This window comes from Opitutus sp. GAS368, assembly GCF_900104925.1.
Classification (GTDB): Bacteria; Verrucomicrobiota; Verrucomicrobiia; order Opitutales; family Opitutaceae; genus Lacunisphaera.
This window is the reverse complement of sequence record NZ_LT629735.1, coordinates 1,227,308-1,253,715: the sequence shown is the minus strand read 5'-3', so window position 1 is coordinate 1,253,715 and position 26,408 is coordinate 1,227,308. Positions and strand designations below refer to the sequence as shown.

General features: G+C 66.6%; 22 protein-coding genes and 1 tRNA gene. 13 read left to right on the top strand and 10 right to left on the bottom strand.

The window, feature by feature from the left end; translation table 11 throughout:
* Positions 1–6: 6 nt before the first annotated feature.
* On the bottom strand, positions 7–930 hold the full coding sequence (locus BLU29_RS05345) for a phytanoyl-CoA dioxygenase family protein (RefSeq protein ID WP_091055727.1): 924 nt from the start codon (positions 928–930) through the stop codon (positions 7–9).
* Between the two features lie 72 nt (positions 931–1,002).
* Here BLU29_RS05345 and BLU29_RS05340 point away from each other — a divergent pair, with 72 nt between their 5' ends.
* The gene (locus BLU29_RS05340; RefSeq protein ID WP_091055725.1) at positions 1,003–1,854 is read left to right on the top strand and encodes an AraC family transcriptional regulator; all 852 of its coding nucleotides are present in this window, start codon (positions 1,003–1,005) and stop codon (positions 1,852–1,854) included.
* A gap of 44 nt (positions 1,855–1,898) precedes the next feature.
* On the opposite strand, the gene BLU29_RS05335 is transcribed toward BLU29_RS05340, so the two are convergent.
* Both BLU29_RS05335 and BLU29_RS05330 read right to left on the bottom strand, forming a co-directional pair.
* A complete protein-coding gene (locus BLU29_RS05335) occupies positions 1,899–4,229 on the bottom strand; it encodes a hypothetical protein (protein WP_091055723.1) in 2,331 nt (776 codons plus the stop codon).
* Between the two features lie 552 nt (positions 4,230–4,781).
* Positions 4,782–5,675 carry an AraC family transcriptional regulator gene (locus tag BLU29_RS05330; RefSeq protein ID WP_091055721.1) on the bottom strand — a complete coding sequence of 298 codons (894 nt, stop codon included), beginning with the start codon at positions 5,673–5,675 and terminating at the stop codon, positions 4,782–4,784.
* 97 nt (positions 5,676–5,772) lie between these two features.
* Between BLU29_RS05330 and BLU29_RS05325 the strand changes: the two genes are divergently transcribed.
* Genes BLU29_RS05325 through BLU29_RS17915 form a run of 3 tightly spaced genes read left to right on the top strand, consistent with a single transcriptional unit; the run spans position 5,773 to position 8,155 of the window.
* Positions 5,773–6,810, top strand: a complete 1,038-nt coding sequence (locus tag BLU29_RS05325; RefSeq protein WP_091055720.1) for an aromatic ring-hydroxylating dioxygenase subunit alpha — start codon at positions 5,773–5,775, stop codon at positions 6,808–6,810.
* Positions 6,811–6,840: 30 nt separating this feature from the next.
* The gene (locus BLU29_RS05320; protein ID WP_091055719.1) at positions 6,841–7,977 is read left to right on the top strand and encodes a cobalamin-independent methionine synthase II family protein; all 1,137 of its coding nucleotides are present in this window, start codon (positions 6,841–6,843) and stop codon (positions 7,975–7,977) included.
* A 34-nt stretch (positions 7,978–8,011) separates the two neighbouring features.
* Positions 8,012–8,155, top strand: a complete 144-nt coding sequence (locus tag BLU29_RS17915) for a hypothetical protein (RefSeq protein WP_157693644.1) — start codon at positions 8,012–8,014, stop codon at positions 8,153–8,155.
* Positions 8,156–8,196: 41 nt separating this feature from the next.
* On the opposite strand, the gene BLU29_RS05315 is transcribed toward BLU29_RS17915, so the two are convergent.
* Both BLU29_RS05315 and BLU29_RS18505 read right to left on the bottom strand, forming a co-directional pair.
* Complete coding sequence (locus BLU29_RS05315) at positions 8,197–10,389, bottom strand: right-handed parallel beta-helix repeat-containing protein (RefSeq protein WP_091055717.1); 2,193 nt, start codon at positions 10,387–10,389, stop codon at positions 8,197–8,199.
* A 361-nt stretch (positions 10,390–10,750) separates the two neighbouring features.
* Positions 10,751–10,966: a hypothetical protein gene (locus tag BLU29_RS18505; protein ID WP_091055716.1), complete on the bottom strand. Its 216-nt coding sequence runs from the start codon at positions 10,964–10,966 to the stop codon at positions 10,751–10,753.
* Between the two features lie 16 nt (positions 10,967–10,982).
* Here BLU29_RS18505 and BLU29_RS05305 point away from each other — a divergent pair.
* Positions 10,983–11,067: transfer RNA gene (locus BLU29_RS05305), tRNA-Leu, on the top strand.
* A gap of 333 nt (positions 11,068–11,400) precedes the next feature.
* Here the strand turns inward: BLU29_RS05305 and BLU29_RS05300 are convergent.
* From BLU29_RS05300 to BLU29_RS05290, 3 genes are all read right to left on the bottom strand, one after another.
* A complete protein-coding gene (locus tag BLU29_RS05300; protein WP_091055714.1) occupies positions 11,401–12,729 on the bottom strand; it encodes a thymidine phosphorylase in 1,329 nt (442 codons plus the stop codon).
* Positions 12,730–12,861: 132 nt separating this feature from the next.
* Complete coding sequence (locus BLU29_RS05295; protein ID WP_091055712.1) at positions 12,862–13,503, bottom strand: sulfite oxidase-like oxidoreductase; 642 nt, start codon at positions 13,501–13,503, stop codon at positions 12,862–12,864.
* A 44-nt stretch (positions 13,504–13,547) separates the two neighbouring features.
* A complete protein-coding gene (locus BLU29_RS05290; RefSeq protein ID WP_091055711.1) occupies positions 13,548–14,090 on the bottom strand; it encodes a hypothetical protein in 543 nt (180 codons plus the stop codon).
* 54 nt (positions 14,091–14,144) lie between these two features.
* Between BLU29_RS05290 and hrpA the strand changes: the two genes are divergently transcribed.
* From hrpA to BLU29_RS05255, 7 genes are all read left to right on the top strand, one after another.
* On the top strand, positions 14,145–18,314 hold the full coding sequence (hrpA, locus tag BLU29_RS05285) for an ATP-dependent RNA helicase HrpA (protein WP_091055710.1): 4,170 nt from the start codon (positions 14,145–14,147) through the stop codon (positions 18,312–18,314).
* Positions 18,315–18,386: 72 nt separating this feature from the next.
* Positions 18,387–18,830 carry a CBS domain-containing protein gene (locus BLU29_RS05280; protein WP_091055708.1) on the top strand — a complete coding sequence of 148 codons (444 nt, stop codon included), beginning with the start codon at positions 18,387–18,389 and terminating at the stop codon, positions 18,828–18,830.
* 75 nt (positions 18,831–18,905) lie between these two features.
* Positions 18,906–20,702 carry an ATP-binding protein gene (locus BLU29_RS05275; RefSeq protein WP_157693643.1) on the top strand — a complete coding sequence of 599 codons (1,797 nt, stop codon included), beginning with the start codon at positions 18,906–18,908 and terminating at the stop codon, positions 20,700–20,702.
* 44 nt (positions 20,703–20,746) lie between these two features.
* Positions 20,747–21,553, top strand: coding sequence for a dienelactone hydrolase family protein (locus BLU29_RS05270; RefSeq protein ID WP_091055705.1), 807 nt, complete (start codon positions 20,747–20,749; stop codon positions 21,551–21,553).
* On the top strand, positions 21,550–21,915 hold the full coding sequence (locus tag BLU29_RS05265; RefSeq protein ID WP_091055703.1) for a Spx/MgsR family RNA polymerase-binding regulatory protein: 366 nt from the start codon (positions 21,550–21,552) through the stop codon (positions 21,913–21,915). Before BLU29_RS05270 ends, BLU29_RS05265 begins: the two co-directional genes overlap by 4 nt.
* Before the next feature lie 50 nt (positions 21,916–21,965).
* Positions 21,966–22,907: a DUF4097 family beta strand repeat-containing protein gene (locus BLU29_RS05260; RefSeq protein WP_091055701.1), complete on the top strand. Its 942-nt coding sequence runs from the start codon at positions 21,966–21,968 to the stop codon at positions 22,905–22,907.
* A gap of 185 nt (positions 22,908–23,092) precedes the next feature.
* Positions 23,093–23,935 (top strand): TatD family hydrolase, encoded by an 843-nt coding sequence (locus tag BLU29_RS05255; protein ID WP_091055700.1) that lies wholly within the window; start codon positions 23,093–23,095, stop codon positions 23,933–23,935.
* Positions 23,936–24,053: 118 nt separating this feature from the next.
* Here BLU29_RS05255 and BLU29_RS05250 read toward each other — a convergent pair whose 3' ends face one another.
* Positions 24,054–24,350: an HPr family phosphocarrier protein gene (locus BLU29_RS05250; RefSeq protein WP_091055698.1), complete on the bottom strand. Its 297-nt coding sequence runs from the start codon at positions 24,348–24,350 to the stop codon at positions 24,054–24,056.
* A gap of 80 nt (positions 24,351–24,430) precedes the next feature.
* Here BLU29_RS05250 and kdsB point away from each other — a divergent pair, with 80 nt between their 5' ends.
* A complete protein-coding gene (gene kdsB / locus BLU29_RS05245) occupies positions 24,431–25,171 on the top strand; it encodes a 3-deoxy-manno-octulosonate cytidylyltransferase (protein WP_091055697.1) in 741 nt (246 codons plus the stop codon).
* Positions 25,172–25,228: 57 nt separating this feature from the next.
* Here kdsB and carA read toward each other — a convergent pair whose 3' ends face one another.
* Complete coding sequence (gene carA, locus BLU29_RS05240) at positions 25,229–26,401, bottom strand: glutamine-hydrolyzing carbamoyl-phosphate synthase small subunit (protein ID WP_091055695.1); 1,173 nt, start codon at positions 26,399–26,401, stop codon at positions 25,229–25,231.
* Positions 26,402–26,408: the final 7 nt, after the last annotated feature.

Sequence of the window (26,408 nt, the reverse complement as noted above, 5' to 3'; positions counted from 1 at the left end):
TTTCGCTCAGCAGATGCGCCCCCGCTTGCCGGCGGTGCTGTGGCCCGGCGGATTGAGGCCGACCCACCGATCATCAACCGGCTCGCTGGCCCGCTGGTAGCGGGAATCGCTGGAGATGCGCAGGCGGTTGTCGGAGCGGTTGTCGAGGGAAGCGTGCACGAGAAACATGCCGAAGGTGATGAAGTCGCCGGCCTTGAACTCCGTGGTGAGCCAGCGACCGCCGAACTTGTTGCGCACGACCGGGGGGTTATGCGACAGCGTGCCGGTGAAGGTCCACTTGCCGGCCTTCGCGGCGTCGGCGTCCTTGGGCTTGTTCTCACAGTAGGCGTCGACGTCGCGGTAGACGTAGCTTTCCAGCAGGTCCATGCGCTTGTGCGAGCCCTCGAGGATCATCAGGCCCCCGAGCGTGAATGAGATGTCGCCGTAAGGCACCCAGCAGGTCATGTGCGAATGCGTGCCGCGGCCCATGTAGGGGAGGTCGCAGTGCGGGTTGGTGCCCTTGCCCGGCCCGATCGCGCGCAGCCAGGTGAAGTCATAGTGGCGGATCGGCTCGTTGAAGAACATCGCATAGAACTCCGGCAGGCGGCCCGCGTAGAGGAGCTGCTGGATCCTCGGGTTGTTATTCGTGAGCTCGGGCTTGAAGACGTAACCGGCGCCGGGCCGGCACACGGCGTCAATGGCCGGGTGGGTGGGGTCCAGCACACCGGCCGCGGCCAGGCCGTCGGTCAGCGAAGCCCGCGCGGCCAGCACTTCGTCGCGGTCGAGATAACCGGGCAGGTAGAGGTAGCCGTCCGCGGCAAACCGGCGGTGCAATTCCTCCCGGTCGTGGGCCGCGTCGGTTGAATCGCGCAAGAGGCCGACCTTGTCGTCGGCCATCTCCAAGGCGTGGCCGTAGGAATAGAGCTGGGGCAGCGGCGTGGTGGTAAGCATGGTGTCACCATACAGCCGAACGGGGCGGGAAAAAATGGTTGAAGTGGGAGAAGTCATGTAAATTTTGGGCGGATGCCCCCGCACCCCAAATACCGCTCCGAACCGTGGCTGCAAAGCCCCCTGCGCACTCCGGTGGGGGAGATCGAGCTGGCCGGCCTGCTGCGGAACGCGCAGGGCATCGACCCCACGGGCATGCGGATTTTGAGACGCTTCACCCTGGTGCTGATGGTGGAGGGCCAGGGCTACTACCGGGATGCGCGCGGCACCAAGCTCGAGCTGGGCCCGGGCGACGTGGTGCTGGTGTTCCCGGAGATCGCGCATGCCTACGGGCCGCTGCCGGGCGGCGAATGGACGCAGATCTACTTCGTGTTCGACGGGCCGCAGTTCCAGCTGTGGCGGGCGCAGGGCCTGCTTTCGCCGGAGCACCCGGTGCTGCGGCTCGGTTCGATGGACTACTGGCGGCGGCGCCTGCATGAGGTGACGAAGAGCGAGCCGCTGCACACGGCGGGGGCGCCGTTGCGCGCGCTGGGCCGCCTGCTCCACGTACTGACCGACATGGTGGCCGCGGATGCGGAGAGCACCCGGCAGGCGGGCCGGGACGCCTGGCTGGAAAACAGCCTGCGGCTGCTGGGCGACCGGAGCGCGGCCGGCTGGCTGACGCCACAGGAAGTCGCGCTGCAGGTCGGGCTGAACTACGAGAATTTCCGCAAGCGCTTCGTGGAGCTCACGCATGAGTCGCCCGGGCGCTACCAGAAGCGGCGCCGGCTCGAGTGGGCCTGCGCGGCGATCTACCACGGCGACTCCTCGCTGAAGCAGATCGCGGACACGCTCGGGTTCTGCGACGTGTTCCATTTCTCCAAGGCGTTCAAGCTGGAGATCGGGATCACGCCGTCGGATTACCGCCGCCGGGTCCGCGGGCATTGAGCCCGGGCCGACCCGGCGGCGGCGTCCGCACACACACAGCCAATTCAGGCATTCACCGTGCCGGCGGTCGCGGCCCAGCCTTCGGGCCAGGTCGTGCCGGGGATCGGGCGCCAGAAGATGTCCTGGTCGATGCGCGGCTGGCGGTGCCGGTATTTCTCCGTCAGACGCAGCTTCGTCTTCAGGTGCTCAACGAGATTCTCGCCGTAGAAGTAGGTGTTCTCGGCGACGCCGGAGAGCACGAGCACCTCGGACTGGGTCGTCTCCAGCAGCTCGATGAGACCGCGGATGTTCCCGAGTTCGAAGTCGATGGCGGCCTGAAGGCTTTTCTCGAAGGTTGCCTTGGTCGCGTCGTCCTGGGCGGCGAGGTAGCCGTAGACGTTTTCGCACCAGGCGCAGACGCTGCGGAGGGAGGAGACCCAGTGCAGGTAGGCGCGGACGCGGTCACGCAGGTCGGCGAACACGACGGCGGCCTGGCCGCCCGAGGATTTGGCCGTGGCATCGAGCCGGGCAATGAGCGGGCGGAGGCGGGTGAGGACGTTCTGGTCCATGTCGGCGGCCATCTTCGCGCCGGACTGCTGGGTGATGAGATCGAAGAGCACATCCTTGCCGAGATCGATGAGCCCCGGATTGTTGTGCTGGAAGCAGCCGTGGCGCTCGTAGTATTCGCGCTCGGCGGCGGGCACGGCTTCGGGGTCGGGGACGAAGGGGCGGTCCCAGGTGCGCTGCCAGCAGAAGCCGAAGGCGCAGTAGAGGCCGACGAGCGGCTGATACATCAGCGCTTCCTCGAATTCCCGCCAGGCGTGGGAGAGCTCGGCGGCCTGGGCGCTGCCGACCAGGGAAGTGGCGAACTCGGTGAGGACGGTCTCGATGGATTTATGCGGAAAGAACTGCGCGGCGCGGAGGGCGACCGGGTTGGGCCAGTAGGGGGCCCGGCCGGTGTTGGTCAGGCCGCCGAGGGCACTGATGCGGGCGACGCCGGTGTCGCGCACCGCCGCGAGTTTCTGATGGATCGAACGCGGGAACGGCAGGCCGAGCAGCGGCTCGTGGTTCATCACGCTCGAGGCGGAGTAGTGCAGCACGGGCTCGGCGCCGAGCTGGCGGGAGGCGGCGAGCGCCTCCTTTTCGCCTGCGTCCATCGTCGTGTGGAAAATGCTGCCGGCGACAGCCTGGTTCTCGGGATATTTCGGGTGCGAGTAGGGCACGTGGTAGCCGCGCACCATGAGCGACGGGCCTTCCCAGGTGACGTGCGGGCCCATGCCGGCCTTGATGTGGTCCTGCTCGACCTTGAAAGGCTCAAGGCGGAGGATCACGTCGAAGTCGGGATTGATCGTCGCGGCGGCCGACTGGAGGTTTTTGAGATAGCGGACGATGCTCTCGCCGGCGGCCTGGGCAATCTTGTCGTGGTTGCGCCACTCGCGGATCATGTAGGGGCCGCCGTTGCGGCCGACGTAGAGCGACGAGGTGTGCTCGAAGCCCGAGCCGCTGTCATTCGTCCAGACCGACATGTAACTGAGGTCCGGCACCGAACGCATCAGCTTCTGCAGGCACTCGCGGTAGTGGCGCTGCACGATCGGGTGGTCCTGCGCCAGGGTGTAGCGCGGCAGGCGGGAGCGGAACGGATGGTCGACCCGGGCGCCGCGGAGCGTCGGGTATTTGGCAAAAAAGCGCTCCGGCAGCGTGCGCGGCTCGAACATGCACACGCCCGGCTTCAGGCCGTATTGGCGGCCGAGGTTGGCGAGCTTGACGAGGTTGTTGAGATTCGCGTCGAGGTAGTGGCCGGGCCAGATGCCCTTGGTCAGGTCGGAATCGACGAAATGGTTGAAGCCCGGCGCGTAGGTGTAGAACTGCGGATAATATTCGTGCGCGACGAAATCCTCGAGCGGCATGTGCGCCTGCAGGCCGTTGACCTCGCAATGGGTGAAGCCGGCCTCGGCGAGTGAGGCGACGTAGTGCTCCTGATCGAAGTTGCGGGCGCTGCGCCAGTATTGGGTGAGGCAGGCGTCCCAATGCGGGCGGTGCCAGGCGAAGCTCGCGGGCAGCAGCACGCCGGCGGCGAGTTTTTCGCGGGTGAGGTCGCTGGTGGCGGTGGCGAGCAGCCGCACGGCGGCGAACAGGAACGAGCCGTGCGTGGCGCAGATTTCGCCGGAGCCGTCGTCAGCGACGCGCAACCACATCCATGCCGGGGCGTCGGCGGCGGCCGAAGGCAGCCTGGCCGGCCGGCCGCGCGCTGCCAGGCTGACGCTGACTCCGGGTCCGGCCGGAGCGACGCGGGCGCCGGTCAGTTTTGCCAGCTCGCGGGCGGCGGTGATTTCCCCCGGCTCGGCGGCCGCGGGATGATAGACGAATTTCAGGGAAAGGGGCGAAGGGGTTGACATGAGGTAAGGGAGTCGGGGCAGGTTTAAATCGCACCCGGTGTTGGCAACCGCAAAGCCCGCTCGACGCCAAGGAACACCAAACAATTCCCAGGAAACACATCGCCCAGAACACGGCTTTCCGGATGGACGGGCAACTTCTTGAGGCCGGCCCTGGCTGGGGCGGGCCGGGAGGGCTTCCGCCCAGTGGCACTCCCGCAGGGATATTCCTCCCATCTCCCTATGCCACAGGACCATCTCACCTTGGCCGAGCTTGAGCCGCCGATTAGCTGCCTTTCACCCACGGCCGCCTTGCCGTCGGTCGCGCGGTCTGGACCCGACCACGGCGCAGCGAGACTGCGGCGCCCAAAAAGCGCATCATCCATCAGCGTGGGGCGCGCTTGCACGGACCGGCGCGACCATTGCGGCGGGGTTGCGGCCGCCGGCGGAGGGCCGCGCTCCTCCGGCGGCTGTGCACGGGGCTCGCCGGTGCGCGGGGGTTTGGCGGCAACCAGAGCGAGGTTGACTGGGCTATTGGGACGACCGTTTCTGCGGTTACGCGGGCATGCTGACCGATCAATTCGGCGTGCTGGAAGCCGTCTTCTGGCGGTGGGGCCGGCGGCGCAGCCGAGCGGAGACGCCGCCGCTGTTGCGCCACGCCAGCGGACTGGTGCCCTCGGCGGCCTTGAAGGTGCGGTAGAAGGTCGTGATGTCCTCAAAGCCGCACTCATAACCGATGGAGGTCGCCGAGCGTCCCGTTTCCCGCAGCAGGCGCCGCGCATGGGCCAGGCGGTACAGCCGCAGCCGCTCCAGCCAGGACTCGCCGGTGATCCCGCGGAACAGCTGGGTGAAATGCCGCCGGCTCAATCCCAGTGCGGCGGCCGCCGCGTCCACGCTTTGCCGGTGGTAGAAGGTGCGGGACAGTTCCGCCGCGTAAGCTGCGACCCGGGCCTGGGCGGGCAGATGGGTGCGTTCCCCGCGCAGGGGTTGCCGGCCGCTGGCCGCGCGCGCAATATGGCCCAGGGCCTGCCAGGTGAGGCCGAGCATCATGAGGTCGGAGCCCGGCCGGCCCAGCGTTTGCTCGTGCAGCAGGTGCCGGATAAGCCCGCGAAACTCGGGGCCCCAAGGCGGAGAGGGAAAGTGGCGGTAAGCCCGGAAGACGCCGCCGGTCACGGGCGTCGGGGCAGCCGGGGCCACACACAACGCGTAGAGGCTCAGCGGGCGCGTGCCGCTGTCCTCGATGTGATGGCGCTCTCCGGCCGGCACCAGCACGACATCCCCCGGCTGCAGCGGCACCCGGAGTCCCTTGCGCACCAGCCAGCCGCCGCCGGCAAACGGCTGGATGACCTTGAGGAAATCGTGCCGCACCGGCGGCATGCGGAACCCACGCGTGTGATGGCTTTCCAGCACGAAGATCCCGTGGGCGGGAAAGGTGACTGCGACGGGTCGCAGGGCGCGGGAGGAGAACACGGGGCCCAGCCTGCGCAAGATCGCCCGAATTGCAAAGACCCATTGCCCGGGATGCCGCGACGCCGCCCCGCAAACCTGCTACTCTGGCTTTCGCCCCATGACCCTCACCGAGGATGCCGTCTTCAAATCAATGCGCCGCACCTGGCAGCCGGTGGGAAACTCGGCCGACCTGCCGGCGGGCCGCGTCACCGGCTACACGCTGCTGGAGACCGAGCTCGTCATCGCCCGATTTGCAAACGGCCAGGTGCTGGCCGCCGACGTCGCCTGTCCGCACAAGGGCGCCCGGCTTTCGCAGGGTTGCATCCGCGACGGCGACCTGATGTGCCCCTACCATGGCTGGAAGTTTGATGCCGGCGGCGCCTGCCGGTCGATCCCCTCGTTGCTCGAACCGAATGCCGGGAAGCAGGCGCTGTCGCACCTGCGGACCTATGCCGTGCAGGAGCGTTACGGCTTCATCTGGGTGCAACTGGAGCCGGGGCCGCTGGCGGACGGAAGGGAACATGCCTTGCCGCCGGTGCCCGAGTTCGAGGATCCGCGCTGGGCCTACCGGATGGGGCCTCCGATGGCGTTTGCCGCCGGCTGGCGGCGCGAGGTGGAGAACTATCTCGACATGACACATTTCGCCTTCGCCCACAGCGGCACCCTGGGCGTCTCGGCCGATCCGCGCATCCGCGGCATGGAGATCAAGGTCACCCCGGACGGCGGCTACCAGATGGACGCGCCGTTTCCCGCGCTGGAGACCGCGCACGAAATGCCGGGCAAGCTCCAGAGCGCCCACCACCGCCAGCAGCGCAGCTGGCTCCCGAACTTTACGACCATCCGGCAGCGCTTCACCGACGGGGACGAGCGGGTGCTCGTCCACATCCCGTCTCCCAACACGCGCGAAAGCTGCACCTGCTTCTGGTCGCTGGCGATCTCGCCGGGCTTCCGGGGGCCGCCGCCCGAGGCGCAGATGGACTTCGCGATCAAGGTGCTCGAGGAGGACCGCCGCATGTGCGAGATGCAGCTGCCGCGCGAGGTGCCCATCAATCCGGCGCGCGGCGGCTGGGGGGTGCTGGTGATGCCCGGCGACACGCTGGCCAACACTTTTCAGAAACAGCTCCGTCGCTGGCTGGCCGCCGGCGCTGCGGACTGAGCCTTCCCCGCAACCAACCCCAATAATCCCATGTGCGAATCCTGCCCGTCCTCCCACAGCTCCGTCAGACTGTCCACTGCCGCCAAGCCGGGGCGCGCGCAAGCCGCCGCCGCGGCGCGCGCGCCGTCCAAATCCGCCAAGCCCGCGAGCGCCGGCAACCCGAAGGCACCGCGCATCCTCACCACCACCGTCGGCTCGTATCCGGTGCCGGACTGGCTGGCGGCCCTGCCGAGCGAGCAGGGCGTGATCGACGCGACCCGCGTGGTGTTCGACATCCAGCGGCAGGCCGGCATCGACCTGCCGACGGATGGCGAACTCTACCGCTTTGACGTCAACCATCCGGACACGAACGGCATGATCGAATATTTCATCCGGCCGATGGCGAACGTCTCCGCCGTGGTCGGCCGCTCCGTGGCCGAGGAATTCACGCGGCATGCGCCGATGGGCTTCCGGCGCAAGCCGGCGGGAGTGGTGACCGGCCCGCTCGGCGAGGGCTCGCTCAACCTGCCGGCCGATTGCCGGCGCGCGGCGCTGGTCGCCGGCGGGCCGTTCAAGTTCACCGTGACCAGCCCCTACATGCTGGCGCGCACGCTGCTCGACCACCACTACCGCGACTTTGCCGCGCTCACGCTCGCCATCGCCGACGTCCTGGCGGCGCAGATGGCCGGCCTGCCCGCCGCGTGCGTGCAGGTGGACGAGGCGAACATTCCCGGCAATCCCGCCGATGGTCCGCTCGCGGCCGCCGCGATCAACCGCGTGCTCGACGCCATCGATCCCGGGACCGGGCGCGCCGTGCATTTCTGCTTCGGCAACTACGGCGGCCAGACCATCCAGGCCGGCGGCTGGAGCAAGCTGCTCGAATTCCTCAACAGCCTGCATTGCGACCACCTCGTGCTTGAGCTGGCCCACCGGCCGGCGGCGGACATCGACGCGCTCAGGCAGATCGACAAGAAGATCTCCCTTGGCATCGGCGTCGTCGACATCAAGGTCAACCACATCGAGACCCCCGACGAAATCGCGGCGCGCATTGCGGCCGTGGAGAAAAAGGTCGGTCCGGGCCGCGTGAAGTGGGTGCACCCGGACTGTGGCTTCTGGATGCTCAAGCGCTCGGTGGCGGACCGGAAGATCGAGGCGCTCGTCCTGGGCCGGGACAAATACCTCGCGTGAGCGGGGGTACGCCGGTCAGAACTCGTCGTAGGAGATGCAGCCCGCGGAGCCGCTGCCGGTCCGCTTCGGGCTCAAGATCACCCTCAGTATCGGGGCCGCGGCGCTGTCTTTTCGTTTTCTCGAGCAGCGATTCTTGCGCCTGAAGGACCGCTTCACCGACAAGCCGGCCATGTCTTGACACGAGGAACTGCCGGGGAAGCTCCGCTGGCCGCGGGCGGGCTACGGCCGCACCGGGAGCGAAGTGCGCCAAGCGTCGCGCTCGAGGCCCATCTGGGCGAGCGGAAGGGTGGCGAAGCCGAGCCGCGCGAGGGCCGCGGGATCGTGGGCGCTGAAGAGCAGCGCGGCCGGATCGAAAGTGCCGGGCGCCACCGGGGTGAGCTCGTTGCCGGGGAATTCCCGGCGGGTCTCGGCGCTGTCGGTCGGGAGCAGCGTGTAGCCCTCCTGGGTGTCGATGTTGAGATAATACGGGTCGAGCGTGGCCTCCGGCCGGGCGCGGCGGCGCATGAATCCAGCGTCGGCGACGAGGTTGTCGCGCATGGTGACGGTGCGGTGGAAATCGAAGGCGTAAAAATCGTAGGCATCGCACCAGCGGCCGGCACCCCAGGAAACGTTGGCCTGGATGACGTTGCCCTTGGGCACGGCGGGATCGTCCTGCAGGATGGTCTTCAGCCGCGGATACCGCGCGGCGTAAGGCGGCTGGTCCGCGTGCATTTCCCGGAACCGGTCGAAGAGCCAGGGAAAATCGCCGTTGAAATAATTCTGCGCCCAGCCGAGGCCGCGGGCGTCGATGTGCACGGCGGGATGACACTCGACGAAAAGGTTGTTGGCGACGGTGTTGTCGCGGCCGCCCCCGAGCTGCACGGCGCGGCCGGCGCGGTAAAAGACGTTGCCGCGAATCTGGTAGCCGCTGGAGAAATCGTCGAGGTAGACGGCCGTCACGCCGTGCAGCCCGGGGCCCTGCAGGTCATGCCAGTAGTTGTAGCGGATGACGTTGCCCTGCCAGGTGAAGTCACGGCCGGTATGAATGGCCCCCGCGTCGCCGGTCTCGGTGCAGACGTGGTGCACCTCGTTGAACTCGATCACATGGTCGTTGCCGCGCAGATACATCGCCTCGAACGGCGCGTCATGGATGAGGTTGTGCGCGACGAGCTGGCCGACGCCGTCGATGAACACGCCATACTGGCCGGTGCGCAGCCACTGGCTGAAGTCGTGGATGTGGTTGTTGCGGATCTCGTGGCCGGCGGGACTGAGCGTGGCGCGGTCGCCGCCCGCCACCCGGATGGCGCCGTTGGCAAGGTCGTGAAAGTCGCAGCTGACGACCAGGTGCCGCCGGCCGCCGCTGATGACGAGGGCTTCGCCGCCGAGTTCGCGGAACGTGGCGCCCGCGATCCGGCAGTCCTCCCCGCCGGTGATGATCACGCCGCTCCCGCGGCCGTGCTCGAAGATGAAACCCTCCAGCGCGACGTGCGCGACGCCGTCGAGCGTGACCAGCGGCGCGGCGAGCACGGACACGACCGTCGAGCCGGGTTCCATCGGTGCGGGCGGATAGAAATACACGCGGCCGGCTTTGCGGTCGAGATACCACTCGCCGGGCTGGTCGAGCTCCTCGAGGACGTTGAGGAAACGGAAGCGCTGCCGCGGCGCGTAGCCGTAGCTGTGATGCGGCGCGGCGAAGGTGATCTCATGCCGCACGGGGTCGATGGACTGGATGCGCTGGAAGGAGTCGTTCCAATCCCAGACCCAGTAACCCTGGGCGTAGATTTCGTCGTCCGGCGCCCAGGCCGCGGGCCGGTCGCCGTCATAGGTGATGCGCCCGTAGTGGCGGCCCACGGGCACGCCATCGAAACGCTTCTCGCGCTCCAGTCCCTCATTGAAGCGCTTGGGCCCGGATTGCGGCACGCCTGCGGTGAGCAACCAACCTTCGTTGGGATACCGCGCGAGCGGCATGCGGCGATCATGGAAGAACAGCTCGAGGCCTGGGCTGCCGCGCTGCTCGATGCGACCGAAGTCCCTGATGCCGGCGGAGCGAAGATCCGCGGTCCGCACCTGGCGGCGGCTGGCGGCGGGCAGGCGGGCGGCGATGACGGGGTCGGTGACGGGTTGCCAGTCGTTGAGTTCGCATCCGCCGGAGATGACCACCCGGGCTCCCGGCGCCGCGCGCCAGACGATCGGGGCGGCCGCGGTGCCGCTGTCTGCGGCGGTGAGGGCCAGCGGAGCGGAAAGCACATAGGTCCCTTCCGGAATTTCGACGATGACGCCGCCCTCGGGAAGCGGACCGCGAGCCTTAAGCGCGACGATGGCGGCGCGGGCTTCGGGGAGCGGCACGGTGATGATGACGGGGGTGGCATGGAGCGCCGCCGCGAGCAGCCATGCCGGAGTGATAATGCGGACGCAGCGGAGGGTGGAAAGCATGGCCTGAATCTTGGTGACCAGCTGAAGTAGGCAAGCGCCCGTAGGAAATAATTGAGGCGGGTTATGAAATTTTCATACCCAGTTCCCGCTGGGCGTTCGTTGCCCGGGCCTCATTGCCAGGCGCCTTGCTCGCGCCATATGTGGGAACCAAAAATCTGGCGACGGATGCCCGGGGAGCATCGCAAGCTCCAGGGTGGTCGGCAGGTCCTTTCATCGCGTGGCGTGTATGGTTTTTGTCCGGGGTCGGAACGGCCTGATCTTGGTCTGCTGGAACAGGCCGGAAACATTTTCTTCACGTCCGTATTCGTCTTCCCGTCAGTATCTGCCGTATTTCTCGCTGCGTTTATGAGCCTTTGGGTCTTCATCGAAGATATGGCCATCGGGTATCCGGTCGGATGGCGATCTTTGCGGTCATGCGGGCGGTGTCTGGCGCAAGCAGCGGCTGCTGGAACACGAGCTCGAATTTGCCTTGGGTGGAGCGCGCTGACCACTGCGCGCTTGTGGGAAACGCGTTGGGGTCAACGCGTTCCACCTCCGCAACAAAGTTCTTGCGCCACCCCGGGCGGAACGTATCCATGGCCCTTCCGTTTTTTGCCCGGGTGGTGGAATTGGTAGACACGCAGGTCTCAGAAGCCTGTGCCTAACCGCATGGGGGTTCGAGTCCCCCCTCGGGCACCATTTCGACAAGTAGACACCTTTGGTCAGCGATGACCAAAGGTGTTTTCTTTTGGTCAGTAGCGGTCGGTTTGCTTTCATTCCGCGGGACGAGCCAAGATCAGGGCTGATTTCCGGCCGGAAGTTACGGGCTTCCTTCACGGATCCGTCGAGTATTCGTCGTCAATTCTTCGGTTATTCTTCGGGTGTCCTTCGGGTGTCCTTCGGGTGTCCTTCGGGTAGGTTCACACTCCCTTCTTGCCAGCGAGCTGTAGGCTCCAAGGCAAGAACGAAAGGCAGGTGGCTGTTGGAAGAACTAAGTTTGGCCAAGCGGGTCGGCGACTTGGCGGCTGAGTTTCAACAGACCAAATCTTGGATGAGAGGTTCCTGCTTAGGCGCCGTGGGCGTGAACTTGACGGCCTCGCGGATGAAGGCCTCGGCCTTGGCGCCCTTGACGTCGTCATTGATGTGCAGCGTGCAGAGGCGCGTGCCGGCGGCAACAGGCTCGCCGATCTTGATGAGGTCGGCGATGCCGACGGCGTGGTCGACGTGGTCGGTCACGGCCGCGCGACCGCCGCCGAGCGCCATGATGGCGTGGCCGCATTTGAGGGCGTCGACCTCGCTGACGAACCCCCTGGCGTCGGTCGGAGCCTTGACCTCGAAAAACTTCTTCGCGGTCGGGAGAATCTTATAGTCGTCGATGACCTTCGGGTCGCCGCCCTGCGCAATGCACATCTCGCGAAACACCTTGAGCGCCGCGCCGTTGGCGATGGCCGCCTCCATCTGCTTGCGGGCGTCGGCCTCGTTCGTCGCCTTGCCCCCAAGGATCAGCATCTGGCCGGTGAGCGCATAGGTGACTTCCATGAGATCGGCCGGGCCGCGGCCCTTGAGGCACTCGATGGACTCGATGACCTCGGTGGTGTGGCCGGCGGCGCGGCCGAGCGGCTGGTTCATGGCCGTGAGGAGCGCGCGCACCGGTTTGCCGCCGGCGCGGCCCACCTCGACCATGGCGCGGGCGAGCGTAAGGGCGTCCTCTTTTTTCTTCATGAACGCGCCTTTGCCGAACTTCACGTCGAGCACGAGCGAGTCGATGCCCTCGGCGAGTTTCTTGCTCATGATGCTGGCGCAGATGAGCGGGATGCACTCGACGGTGCCGGTGACGTCGCGCAGCGAGTAGAGTTTTTTGTCGGCGGGCACGACCTGCGGGGTCTGGCCGATCATGGCGCAGCCGACCTGCTGCAGGATGGCGCGGAACTCCGGGACGCTGAGGTTGACCTTGAAGCCCGGGATGGCCTCGAGCTTGTCGAGCGTGCCGCCGGTGTGGCCGAGGCCGCGGCCGCTCATCATCGGGACCTTGAGGCCGCAGGCGACGGCGAGCGGGGCGAGGATGAGCGAAACCTTGTCACCCACGCCGCCGGTGGAGTGCTTGTCGACCTTGGCGCCGGGCAGGTCGCTCAGGTCGATGACGTCGCCGGAACGCATCATGGCGTCGGTGAGCCAGGCGGTTTCCTGCGGCGTCATGCCGCGCCAGAAAATGGCCATGAGCAGCGCGGTGGCCTGGTAGTCGGCGAAGGTCTTGCCGTCGGCCACGCCGCGGGCGAAGAACTCGATCTCGTCCTTGGTCAGCGCGCCGCCGTCGCGCTTCTTGATGATGATGTCCTGCGGGAAAAAGGTGGGGGTGCTCATGGGGATATAAACGAAGGGAGGGTAACCACGAATGGACACGAAAAGACACGAATGAAATCCACGGCGGGGTCGCCGTGGCTCCAAAGATCGCAATCCTGGAGCGCAGGCGACCTCGCCCGCGATGGCTTCGCTTTAAGCATAGCGCTCTTCCTTCCAAGGGTCGCCGACGTTGTGGTAGCCGCGGACTTCCCAGAAGCCGAGGCGGTCCTCGGCGAGAAAAGTGATGGTCTTGACGAATTTCGCGCCCTTCCAGGCGTAAAGTTTCGGGATGATGATGCGCGCCGGGCCGCCGTGTTCGCGCGAGACGGGTTCGCCACCGAACTTCGTGGCGAGCAGCACGTCGTCGTCGAGGCAGTGGGCCAGCGGCACGTTGGTCGAGTAACCGTCGTAGCTGGTGAAATAGACGAACTTTGCCTCCGGTCGCGGGGACACCAGCTCGAAGAGGGTGGTGAAGGCGACCCCGCTCCACTCGCAGTCGTATTTGCTCCAGGTCGTGACGCAGTGGAAGTCGCTCACATCGGTCACCTGGGGCAGGGCGTTGAGCTGCGCCCAGGCCAGCACGGCAGGTTTCTCCACGAGGCCATCGAGCGTCAGGCTCCACTCGGCCAGCGGGATGTCGGGCTGCACGCCAAGGTCGAGCACGGGGAAGCCGGCCGTGAGCTTCTGGCCCGGAGGCAGGCGGTCGGTCGCGGCGGTGTCGCGGGGCTTGAAACCCTTGGCCAGCTGCTTTTCGGCCCACTTCTCCTTGGCCGCGATGTAGCGCTCCTTCGACATGGGTGGTAAGAAATAGCCGGCCCGGAAAGTTAGGCAAGCGGGTCTTAATACACCGACTGGGTCGGCGGCCTCGGCGTCACCGCCAAGGCTGCCGTCACCAGCCGGGTCTTGCTCCGGTAATAAAGGGCCATGCCGCCTTGATAGATGATCGAGACCACAGCGAAAGTAAGGTAAGTGGCCAGGAAGGTGGTGCGCACCAGCGGCAGGATGTCCCCTCGCGCCAGGCCGGCTTCCTTGAGCAAGGCTTCCATGTCGGGGGTGAGGCTGGCCATGGCCGTGTCGGCATCGAAACTGCCCAGCCGGGTGACGCAGTAGACCAGGATCACGCTGAGCAAAAACAACTGCGAGCGCACGAGCCACGTCATCCCCGCCGGGTCGCGCCGCCGGAGCATCCGGTGCCCGCGGACTTCCATCCAGCCTGCGGCCGCCGCCAGCACGCCGATGAAGGTGCCCACCAGGTCGCCCAGCAGCAACGTGACCATGACACCCAAGCCGGCGATCACGATGACGCTCCAGCCGTTGAAACGGGCGATGGCCAGGACCCGCTTCAGGGTCTTGGCCTGCGGGGAGAGCTCGGGGACGGTCATGCGATTTGACTTTGCCATTATTGGCCGTGCACGGAACCTCTAATTTCACCCGTCATGCCGCCCCGTCCGAAGAAACCCTGGCCCTTCCGGATCGAGTATCCGCCCGAGCTGCCCATCAGCGCCCGGGCGGACGAGATCATTGCGGCCATCCGCGACCACCAGGTGCTGGTGCTCGCGGGCGAGACCGGTTCGGGCAAGACCACGCAGATCCCAAAGATGTGTCTCGTGGCCGGCCGCGGCGAGAAGGGGCGCATCGCCTGCACCCAACCCCGCCGCGTGGCCGCCACCTCGGTGGCCCGGCGCGTGGCCGAGGAGCTCAATGTGCCCCTCGGGCGCGAGGTCGGCTGCAAGATCCGTTTCGCCGACCAGACCTCCGATGACACCGTCATCAAGTTCATGACCGACGGCATGCTGCTCGCCGAGTTGCAGGCCGATCCGGAGCTGCGCGCCTACGACACCATCATCGTGGACGAGGCGCACGAACGCTCGCTCAACATCGACTTCATTCTCGGCCACCTGCGCCGGTTGCGCGTGCGCCGGCCGGACCTGAAGATCATCATCACCTCGGCGACGATCGACACCGAGGCGTTTTCCAAGGCCTTCGATGGTGCACCGATCATCGAGGTCTCGGGCCGGGTTTATCCGGTGGAGGTGATTTACTCGCCGCTGGAGGAGATGGGTAGGGCGAATCTTCCGGATGAGCCGCCGGGCAAGGCGGCTCGTCGGGACGACTCGCCCTACCAGAAGAAAAGCCGGCCGGACGACTTCACCTACATCGACGCCGCCGTCGAGGCCGTCGAGCGCGTGCTGCTTGAGAGCTCGGCCGGCGACGTGCTGGTGTTCATGCCCACCGAGCGCGACATCCGCGAGACGCGCGACTTGCTCGAGGGCCGCCGGCTCGGCCGAATCGAGGTCGTGCCACTGTTCGGGCGTCTGACTAACGCCGAGCAGCAACGCGTCTTTGCCTCCACCCAGGGCCGCAAGGTCATTGTCGCGACCAACATCGCCGAGACCTCGCTGACGATCCCCGGCATCCGGTTCGTCATCGACACGGGCCTGTCGCGCTTCAGCCGCTACACGCCGCAGAGCCGCACGCGCCGGCTGCCGGTCGAGCCGGTCTCGCAGAGCAGCGCCGACCAGCGCAAGGGCCGCTGCGGCCGCGTGAGCGACGGCGTGTGCATCCGGCTGTATTCCGAGCAGGATTTCAACGACCGGCCGCGCTTCACCCAGCCGGAGATCCAGCGCAGCAACCTGGCGGATGTCATTTTGCGCATGAAGGCTTTCGGTCTCGGCGACATCGAGGAATTTCCGTTCCTGAACGCGCCGCCGGCCAAGGGCATTCGCGCCGGTTACGCGCTGTTGCACGAACTCGGGGCGATCGACGATGCCGGCGTGTTGACCGATCTCGGCCGCGAGCTGGCGCACCTGCCGGTGGACCCGACGGTCGGCCGCATGATTCTGCAGGCTCGGAACGAGAAGGCGTTGCGGGAGGTGTTGATCATTGCGGCGGCGCTCAGCATCCAGGACCCGCGGGAACGGCCGCTCGACCAACAGCAGAAGGCGGACACGGCCCACAAGCGATTCACGCACCCTGACTCCGATTTTCTCACCTTGCTCGCCATCTGGGAGATCTACCACGACGAGTTCGAGGCCATGACGCTCGGCAAGCAGCGGAAGTTCTGCACGGCGCACTTCCTGTCGTTCATGCGGATGCGCGAATGGCGCGACGTGCACGCCCAACTTGAGGACACGCTGCGCGAGCGCGACGGCTTCACCCGGACCTCGATCTACGACGGCGTGAAGCAGGGACAGGAGGTGAAGCTCGCGCTCGGCACGCCGGCCTTCGCGGCGATCCACCGGTCCATCCTCGCGGGGTTGCTCGGCAACATCGCCACACGGACGGACGAGGGCGATTACCACGCGGCGCACGACCGGCGGGTGAACGTGTTCCCCGGTTCGGCGTTGTTTGAAAAAACGGAACGGAAACACAACCCGTCCGGAGGCCGGGTTCCACCGCCGAAGGCGAAGGTTGCGCGCTGGCTCATGGCCGCGGAAATCATGGAGACAGCCCGCATCTACGCCCGCACGTGCGCGCGCATCGACCCGCACTGGGTGCTCGACCTCGGGGCGCATCTGCTGCGCGTGGCGCACAGCGAGCCCTTCTGGAACGCCGAGGCCGGCCGCGTGCTGGTGAAGGAGCGCCGCCGGCTCTACAACCTCGAGCTGGAGACGCGCTCGGCGAGCTACGGCAGGATCAACCCCGCGCACGCCACCGAGATCTTCATCCGCGAGGGGCTCGTCGGCGACACGGTCACCTGGCCGTTTGATTTTCTCGTCCACAACCGCCGCATCCGCGACGAGGCCGAGACGCGGCTGACCCGCACGCGCAGCTCGGGCTACATGAATCTCGACGAGGCCGTCTACCGGTTCTACGCGCGGGAGTTCGCCAAGGTGGAGCCCGGCCTCCGGACGGGCTTGCAGGAATCCGGTAACGGGGAAAACCTGTCCGGAGGCCGGGTTCCACCTCAAGGCATCAGCAGCGTGCCCGAACTCATCGACTTCGTCCGCCACCAGCAGGCCACCAGGCCGAAATTCCTTTTCATGGCGGAAGACAGCCTCCGGTCCGACGAGGAAGTGGCGCATGATGCCACGGCATTCCCGGAGGCGATGCCGGTGGACAACCGCGTGCTGCCGCTCGCCTATGCCTACCAGCCGGGCAAGGAGGCCGACGGAGTCACCGTGCGTGTGAGCCTGGCCGAGGCCGAGGCGCTGACGGCCGCTGCGCTCGACTGGGCGGTGCCGGGTCATCTGCCCGAGAAAGTTGAGCTGATGCTCAAGGCGTTGCCGAAGGAGCAACGGCGCAACCTGATCCCCCTGACGGAGACGGCGCAGAAGCTGGTGCGCGACCTCGCTCTCATCAGCGCGCGGCCCAAACAACCGACGCTGGCCGAGGCGCTGGCGGAGCTGTTGTCGCCCCGGCTCGGCGTGCGCATCGATCCGGCGCTGTGGGACGCGAAGATTTTTCCCGACCACCTGCGGGTGCGCGTCGAGGTCGTGGACAACCGCGACCAGGTCCTGGGCGCCAGCCGCGATCTGGCGGAGATCCAAGCGCAGCTGCACAGCCGTTCGCGCGACGTGAGCAAGCAGGCGGCGACGGTGGACAACAGCGCGTGGCGAGCCGCCCGGGCCAAGTGGGAGGGCGAACCGGCGGCCGAATGGAAATTCGGCGACCTGCCGGAAAAAATCCTCGTGAGCGAACACCACGGGGTGCCGGTGCACGCCCATCCCGGCCTGAAGGCGCTGCCGGCAGGCGTGGCCGTGCGGCTGTTCGCCACGCCCGAGGAAGCCACGGCGGCGTCCCGCGCCGGGTTGGTGAAACTGTTCGAGACGCAGCTGCGCCACGACCTGGGTTGGCTGGAGAAGGATCTCAAAGCCCTGCGGATGCTCGGGACGCTGGCGGTGACGCTCACGACGCCCGACGCGCTGCAGGCGGACGCTTTCGAGTCGATCCGGCGCTGGGTGTGCGATGCGGGACGGATGGGTAGGGCGAATCGTCCCGATGAGCCAAAGGGCACGGCTCGTCGGGACGACTCGCCCTACCAGCTGACCAAAGCCGCGTTCGAACAGGCAATCATCAGAGCGAAGCAGGATTTGCGCGGGCTGGTGCCGAAGCTCGGCGACTGGCTGAAGGAGATCTTCACGCTCCGGCTGGCATTGCAGACCGCGAAGCAGACCTACCCCGGCATGGCCGACGACCTGGCGGCGCTGCTGCCGCCGGATTTCCTCCGCACCACGCCGTTCGAGCGGATCGCGCACCTGCCGCGTTACCTGAAGGGCCTGCAGGCGCGGGCCGAGCGCGCCCGGCGCGATCCGGCCAAGGATGCGGCGCGCGCGGCGGAACTGGCGCCATTCGTCAAAGCTGTAGCGGCGCTCTATGAGCGCCGGTCCGGCGGTCACAGACCGCCGCTACAGGGGAAGGCCGGCGAATTCCGCTGGCTGGTGGAGGAATTCCGCGTGAGCCTGTTCGCGCAGGAGCTGGGCACGGTGGAGCCGGTGTCAGCGGTGCGGCTGGAACGCATGCTGGCCGAGGTGGGTGGGGCGAATCCTCCGGATGAGCCGGCTCGTCGGGACGACTCGCCCTACCTGAAGCCGGCTACCGCAACATCAAAAAAGGGCGCCCCGCTGAAGAGTCTCGGCGCGCTGGACCAGCTGTTCCGGAAATAGGGCCGGGGTGAGATTTGGCGTTGTAGCGATGGGTGGGAACCGGGTAGGCTCCGCCCAATCTAATTACCCCCAATGAACACTTCGATAGCTACGCTGTTGGAAGGGAAGGGCCGCGCTTTGCACACGGTGCCGGCCCACGTGACGGTCTTTGAGGCCGTCCAGAAAATGAACCAGCACCGCATCGGCGCCATGCTCGTGCAGGACGGGCCGAGGCTGGCCGGCATCTTCACCGAACGCGACGCGCTCACCCGCGTGATCGCCGCCAGCCTCGATCCCAAGACGACCCCGCTGGCAAAAGTCATGACCACCAGCGTGCTCACCGTCGGGCCCGAGGCGACCGTCCAGCAGGTGATGGACATCTTCGCGGAGAAACGCTGCCGCCACCTGCCCGTGATCCAGGACGGCAAACTGACGGGCCTGATTTCCATCGGTGACGTGTCCCGCTGGGTGGCCAACGCCCACCGCGCCGAGGCGGAATCACTGCGGCAATACATTGCAGGCGGCCTCTCGACCTAATCATACCCTGAAAGGGTGGGGCGCCCGGGGGAATTCCCTTGCGAGAGGGGTTGGCGCTGTGGCTTGCTTGCCCCGATGAGTCCCCCGAATGTCCCCCGCCAGCCGGTGGAACCCATGCGCCAGGACATTGTGCTGCGGGTCGAGGCGGAGATGACGCGGCTGCTCTATCGCACGGCGGGCTTCGGGCTGTATTCCAATTTCGTGCTGGCGATCGTGCTGGCGGCCGGGGTCTGGACGTATTTCCCCATGCGGCTGACCCTGGGGTGGCTGGCGGTCATCTGCACGGTGAGCGGCGTCCGCCTGCTCCTGAACCAAACCTTTGCGCGCAAGCTCCTGCGCGACGACCAGCTCCGGCTGTGGCGCTCGCTGTTCTACTTCGGCGTGATCGCCGCGGGCTGCACCTGGGGCGTGGCCGGCTGGCTCTTCCTGCAGACCAACGAGCTGCTGCCGCGCTGTCTGGTCGTCTTCATCCTCGCGGGCATGAACGCCGGCGCGGCCCGTTCGCTCGCCTCGGTGCGCCTGTGCTACGCCGCGTATATCGTCACGACGCTGACGCCGGCGACGCTCGCCTTCCTGGTCTACCGCGAGCCCGGGAGCTGGACGCTGGTGGCGTGCACCTTCACGTATGTGCTCTTCCTGCTGAACACCGCGCGACTGCACCACCAGGACCTGCGGAAGCTTTTCTCACTGATCTTCGAGAACGAGGAACTGGTGGCCACCCTGAGCGACGCCAAGCGCCGCGCCGAGTCGGCCAACCAGGCCAAGACCGAGTTCCTCGCCACCATGAGCCATGAGATCCGCACGCCGATGAACGGCATCCTCGGCATGCTGCAGCTGCTCAACGATACCCCGCTGACCCCCGACCAGCAGGTGCAGCTCGGCGTCGCGGGCAAGTCGGCCGACACGTTGCTCCGCCTGCTCGACGACATCCTTGACCTGTCGAAGGTGGAGAGTGGCAAGCTGGACCTGGAGGAAATCGATTTTTCCCCGGCCGAGGCGGGCGAGGAGGTGGCGGCGCTGTTCCAGAACCAGGCGGCGGCCAAGCAGCTGCCCGTGCACTACCATCCCGGTTCCAACCTGCCGGCCGCCGTCACGGGCGACCCGACGCGCATCCGGCAGGTGTTGCTCAACCTCGTCGGCAACGCCGTGAAGTTCACCGAGCAGGGCAGCATCGATTTGTATCTCGAGACGGTCCGCATTGACGGCGGGGAGGCGGTGCTGCGGTTCCGCATCCGGGACACCGGCATCGGCATGGACGGGGCGACCCAAGCCAAGCTGTTCCAGAAATTCAGCCAGGGCGACAGCTCGATGACGCGGCGTTACGGCGGCTCGGGTCTCGGGCTGGCCATCTCGCAAAGCCTGGTGCGGCGCATGGGCGGCGAGATCAAGGTGACCAGCGCCCCGGGCCAGGGATCGGAGTTCTGGTTCGACCTGCCGCTCCCGCTGGCGCAATTGGCGGGCCCGGACCAGGCCGCACCGCGCCCGCCCCGGGGCCGGCTCAGCGGCCGGGTGCTGGTCGTCGATGATGACTGGGGCAGCCAGCGCGTCGTCGAGACGTTCCTGCGCAAGCTCGGCCTCGAGACGGTGATCGTGGACAATGGCGCCGAGGGCATCGAGCTGGCCGTCCGCGAGCAATGGGACGCCGTGCTCATGGACATCCAGATGCCGGGCATCGACGGGTTCGAGGCCGTGCGCCGCATCCGACGGCGGATCGAGGGCCGGTGGCTGCCCATCATTGCGCTCACCGCCAACGTGCGGACGGAGGATCGCGCCGCGGCCGAGGCGTCCGGCATGGATGACTTCCTGACCAAGCCGATCCGGCAGTCCGAGCTCCGCGCCAGCCTCGAGCACTGGCTGGAGCACCCGAAATGATTGCGCGGGATTGAATTTTGTCCGCGGCCCGCTAAGGTGCAGGCATGAATGTATCCCGATTCCTGCTGGCCGGTCTCGCCTTGGGCGCGGCCGAGGTGTTGAGCGCGAAGATTGTCACGAAGCCGGTCGCCTATGAGCACGCCGGCGTGAAGCTCGAAGGCTACCTCGCCTACGACGACACCAAGGTCTCCGCGGCCATGCCGGCGCCCGGCGTGCTGGTCATCCCGGAATGGTGGGGTCTGACCGATTACCCGAAAGGCCGGGCCGAGCAGCTGGCGAAGCTGGGCTACGTGGCGTTTGCCGCCGACATGTATGGCGCCGGCGTCACGACCACCGACCCGAAGAAAGCCGGGGAACTCGCCGGCCAGTTCTACGGCAAGCCGCTCATGGCCGACCGCGCCCGGGCGGGCCTCGACCAGCTGCTGGCCACGGGCCTGGTGGATCCCGCGCGGGTGGCCGCCATCGGGTATTGCTTTGGTGGTGCGACGGCGCAGGTGCTCGCCTACAGCGGCGCGCCGCTCGCGGGCATCGTGAGTTTCCACGGGGCCCTGGTCCCGGCGTCGGCGGAGGCCGCGGCGAAAAACCACGCGAAGTTCCTGCTCTGCCATGGCGCGGTGGACCCCTTCGTCAAGCCCGAGGAAGTCACCGCCTTCATGAAGTCGATGGAGGACGGCAAATTCGACTACCAGTTCATCAGCTATGCCGGTGCGGTGCATGCGTTCACCAACCCCGGTGCCGATGCCATCGCCAAAGCCACGGGCTTGCCCATCGGCTACAACGCCGCCGCCGACAAGCGCTCCTGGGCGCACATGAAGGGGTTCTTCGCGGAAATCTTCAAAGCGAAGCGGTGAGCCGACTCATCGCCTACCTGCACCCCAAGTGCAGCACCTGTGAGCGGGCCCGGCAGTGGCTGCGGCGCCGCGGCGTGGATTTTGCCGAGAAAGACATCCGCGCCACACCGCCATCCCCGGCCGAACTGCGCACCATGCTGGCGGCGCTGGGTGGAAAACGGGGCAGGCTGTTCAACACCTCGGGGCTGGAATACCGTGCCCTCGGCCTGGCGGCCAAGCTGCCCGGTTTGGACGATGCCGGGGCCCTCGCGCTGCTCGCGGGCAGCGGCATGCTGGTGAAGCGGCCGTTTTTGCTCGGTCCAGGCGTCGCCCTGGTCGGTTTCGACGAGAAAGCCTGGGCGGCGGCCCTGGCTCCGGCCTGAAGAAAAGGGTAACTTTTCGCCGGCGGCCGTGTTATCAGGGACACAACCCTATGAAATCCCTGCTTTCCCTCCTGACCCTTGGGGCCCTGCTGGCGGCGCCGGCCGTGCTTTCGGCCAAGATCACCCGCACCGTCGACAAGACCTTCACCGTGCAGCCCGGTGGCAACCTCAAGGCCGTCACCCAAGGCGGCGATATCACGATCCAGACCGCCGACACCCCGGAGGTCCGCATCCACGTCAAGCAGGTGATCCGCGCCTCGAGTGAAAAGGAAGCCGATGAGATCCTGGAGAAGTTGAGCCTGACCATGGAGCAGACCGGCAACGACGTAACCGCCGAGGCCAAATACGAGTCACGCCCGATGGGCTTCCATTTCGGCAGCTGGCCGCCGGTCAGCGTCTCGTTCGAGGTCACCGTGCCCAGGAATTTCAACCTGAACCTCAACACCTCGGGTGGCGACATCACGGCTGCCAGCGTGCAGGGCAACGTCCGCGCCCGCACCAGCGGCGGCAACCTGAAGTTCGACCGCGTCGACGGCGAGATCGACGCCCACACCTCGGGGGGCGACATTGTCCTCAAGGAGAGCACGGCCCGCGCCAAGCTCGGTACTTCCGGCGGGAACATCGAGGTTGACCGCGCCGGCGGCCCGACGGAGGTCTCCACCTCGGGCGGCGACATCACCATCAATGCCGTCGCGCAGCTGATCAGCGCGACCACCTCGGGCGGCAACGTCCGTGCGACCCTCACCGAGCCGCTCAAGCAGGACGCCGTCCTCAGCACCTCCGGCGGCGACGTGCGCGTGCACATCGTGAAGGGCGCCGGCTTCGAGCTCGACGCCAGCACCTCCGGTGGCGACGTCCGGGCCGAGGGCCTGACCATCACCATCGCCAAGGGCGGCGTGGGCAAGAGCCGGCTCGTCGGCAGCGTCAACGGCGGCGGTCCCCGCCTGAAGCTCCGCTCCAGCGGCGGCGACATCTCGGTGCGGACCGACTAAATTTCACCAGGCAAACTGGTGTGTGTGCAAAGGAAGCCAGCGCGAAAGCGCTGGCTTCTGACTTTCAGGGCATAACTTTCCTTGCTTGTCATTCTGAGCGAAGCGAAGAATCCACGCGTTCGCCGGCCATATCACGTTCGTGGCCGTGAATCCTTCGCTTCGCTCAGGATGACAGAAAACAGATCATGGGATTGATTGATACGCACACGCACCTCGAATCTTTCGCCAAGCGCGGCGAACTGCCCGGGATTTTGTCCCGCGCGAAGGCCGCCGGGCTCGAGGCGATGGTGACCATCGGCACGGACACCGACGACTGGACGCTCTATCGCGACCTGGCGCGCGAGCATGCCGGGCTGGTTCGCTACACCGCCGGGCTGCATCCCTGCAGCGTGGAGGCGGATTGGGCCGGGCGCGTGGCGCAACTGGAAGCTTACTGGGGTAGGGCGAGTCGTCCCGACGAGCCGCCGATATCCACGGCTCATCCAGAGGATTCGCCCTACCCGGTCGCGCTGGGCGAAATCGGGCTCGACCGGTTTCATCTGCCCAAGGAGCCCGCCGAGGCGGAGCAGATCCTCGGCTGGCAAAAGGCGGCGTTTGCCGAACAGCTTGGGCTGGCGAGGAAGCTCGGTTGCCCCGTGGTCGTGCATTCGCGCGGGGCCTTTGCCGAGTGCGTCGAAATGATCGACACCTCCGGCGTGGCGTGGGGGAAGGTGGTGTTCCATTGCTTCACGGAGGGACCGGCCGAGATGGCCGAGCTGACCCAGCGCGGCGGCTACGGGTCATTCACCGGCATCATCACCTACAAGACCGCGGAGGCAGTGCGGGCGGCGGCGCTGGCGCAGGGACTGGACCGGCTGATGATCGAGACCGACGCGCCCTATCTGACGCCCATGCCGCACCGGGGAAAGCCCAACGAACCGGCCTACCTGAAGCATACGGCGGAATTCTGCGCCGGAGTATTCGGGGTCAGCCCGGAACGGCTGGCGGAGGCCACGACCCGGAACGCCCGGCAATTTTTCAGCCTGTAGGGCCGCCGCTTGACGGCGCCCGCGGGCGTCCACGAGGGACGCCCCTACATCAAAAAAGCCGGTCGTTCGACCGGCTTCCGTGCTTCCGCTCCTTCGCGTTTCCGCGATTCGCCTTGGCTCAGGCCTCGTCGAACTTCTTGGCGAACAGCGCCTCGATCTCGGCCAGCATCGCCGGGGCGTCCTCGCCCGTGGCGATGAACTTCACCTTCGAGCCCTTGGCTGCGGCCAGCATCATGAGACCCATGATGCTCTTGCCGTTGACCTGCTCCTCATCCTTCTCGACCAGGACCTCCGCCTTGAATTTGTTGGTCACGCGCACGATCATGGCCGCCGGACGGGCATGGATGCCCATCTTGTTCTGCACGAGGAGTTCCTTCATGTGGGCGTTGGCTGGCGTAGTGGTGCTCTTTTCCATTGCGATTGGGCTGCAGGGTCGGATTAAAGGATAACGCAAAAGCCGGTCGTGCCCCGGCTTGCAATCACAAAGACCCCCGCATGCCAGCCTTCGCCATCATCGTGCCGTGCCGTTTGGAGTCCACGCGATTCCCGCGTAAGCTTTTGCATCCGATTAAGGGCAAGCCGCTTGTGCTGTGGGTGGCCGAGCGCATTGCGGCCCAGGCACCGGACTATCCGCTGTGGTTCGCTGTGGATCATGAATTACTGGCGGAATGCATTGAGGGAGCTGGGTTTAGGGCGATAATGACCGATGTCAGCCATCCCAGTGGCACCGACCGCATCGCCCAAGCCAATCGCACAGTCCGTGCCAGTTATGTTCTCAACGTCCAGGCTGACGAGCCGCTGGTCACCGCCGGCCAGCTCAACGCCCTGGCCCGGCTCATCCAGGGCGATTGTCCCATGGCGACGCTCTGCACGCCGTTCAAACGCATCGTGGATTTCTACAATGTCAACCAGGTCAAGGTGGTCATGAGCCAGACCGGCCGGGCGCTGTATTTCTCGCGGTCCCGGATGCCCTATTCGCGCGACCTCGGCCTGACCATTGACGACGCGTGGCTGGCCCAGAACACCTGCTACAAGCACCTCGGGCTTTACGCCTACAAGGCCGACTTCCTCGAGAAATTTGTGGCCATGCCGCCGGGCCGGCTGGAGCAGATCGAGAAACTCGAGCAACTGCGCGTGCTGGAGGCGGGCTATCCCATCGCCATCGACGTCACCGAGGATCCGACCATCGGCGTGGACACGCCCGAGGACGCGAAGAAGTTCGAGGCGCTAGTGTAGGGGCGTCCCTTGCGGACGCCCGCGGGCGGCGTCAAGCGCCGGCCCTACAGGAAGGCCTCAGATTTTCCCGGCCTTCCGCTTCTCGACCATCGTATAGAAGTCGGTGAAGAGCGGGTCGGCGTCGTTCGGGCCGGGGGCGGCCTCGGGGTGATACTGGACGGAGAACACCGGCAGCTCCTTGTGGCGGAGGCCCTCGACGGTGTTGTCGTTCAGATTGATCTCGGTGACCACCGCGCTGCGCTTCTCGAGCGACTTGGGGTCGGTGGCGAAGCCGTGGTTCTGCGCCGTGATCGAGACCTTGCCGGTCTCGAGGTTCTTCACCGGCTGGTTGCCGCCGCGGTGGCCGAACTTGAGCTTGAAGGTCGTGCCGCCGACCGCGTGCGTGAGCATCTGGTGGCCGAGGCAGATGCCGAAGATCGGGTAGTCCGGCAGCAGGCCGCTGACGGTCTGGTGGATATAGGGCAGGGCGGCCGGGTCGCCGGGGCCGTTGGAGAGGAATACCGCGTCCACGCCGTATTCGCGCACCTGCTCGTGCGTCGCCGTGGCGGGGAACACATGCACGTCGAAGCCGTGGCGGACGAGCTTGCGGAAGATCGTGAACTTCGCGCCGTAGTCGAACGCGGCGACCTTGAATTTCTTCTTGGGCGTGACCGTGGCGCCCTGCCTGGTGCCGACGGGGAGATATTGGGCGTTGTGTCGCGAGGCATCGCCGGCCTGCCAGTGGTAAGGCGCCGGGCAGGTCGTGTCCTTCACGTAGTCGCTGCCGGCCATGTCCTGCCAGGCCTTGGCCCGCTTGATCGCCTCGGCGTCGCTGAGCGGCAGGGTGGACAGGCAGCACTTCATCGCGCCATCGACACGGAGCTTTTTCGTCAGCGCGCGGGTGTCGACCTCGCTGATGCCCGGGATGCCGTATTTCTTCAGATAGGCGTCGAGCGACAGCTGGCTGCGCCAGTTGCTGACGATCGGCGAGACCTCGCGGACGACGAAGCCCGAGCATTTGGGCGCGGCGTGCTCCTCGTCCTCGGCGTTGATGCCGTAGTTGCCGATTTGCACGGCCGTCATGGTGACGATCTGGCCGAAGTAGGAGGGATCGGTGATGATCTCCTGGTAGCCGGTCATCGAGGTGTTGAAGACACACTCGCCGGCGATGGTGGCCTCGGCGCCGAAGGCGGCGCCACGGAAAACACTACCATCTTCAAGAGCCAGGATCGCGGGTTTGGGAGCGGACATTAAAGAG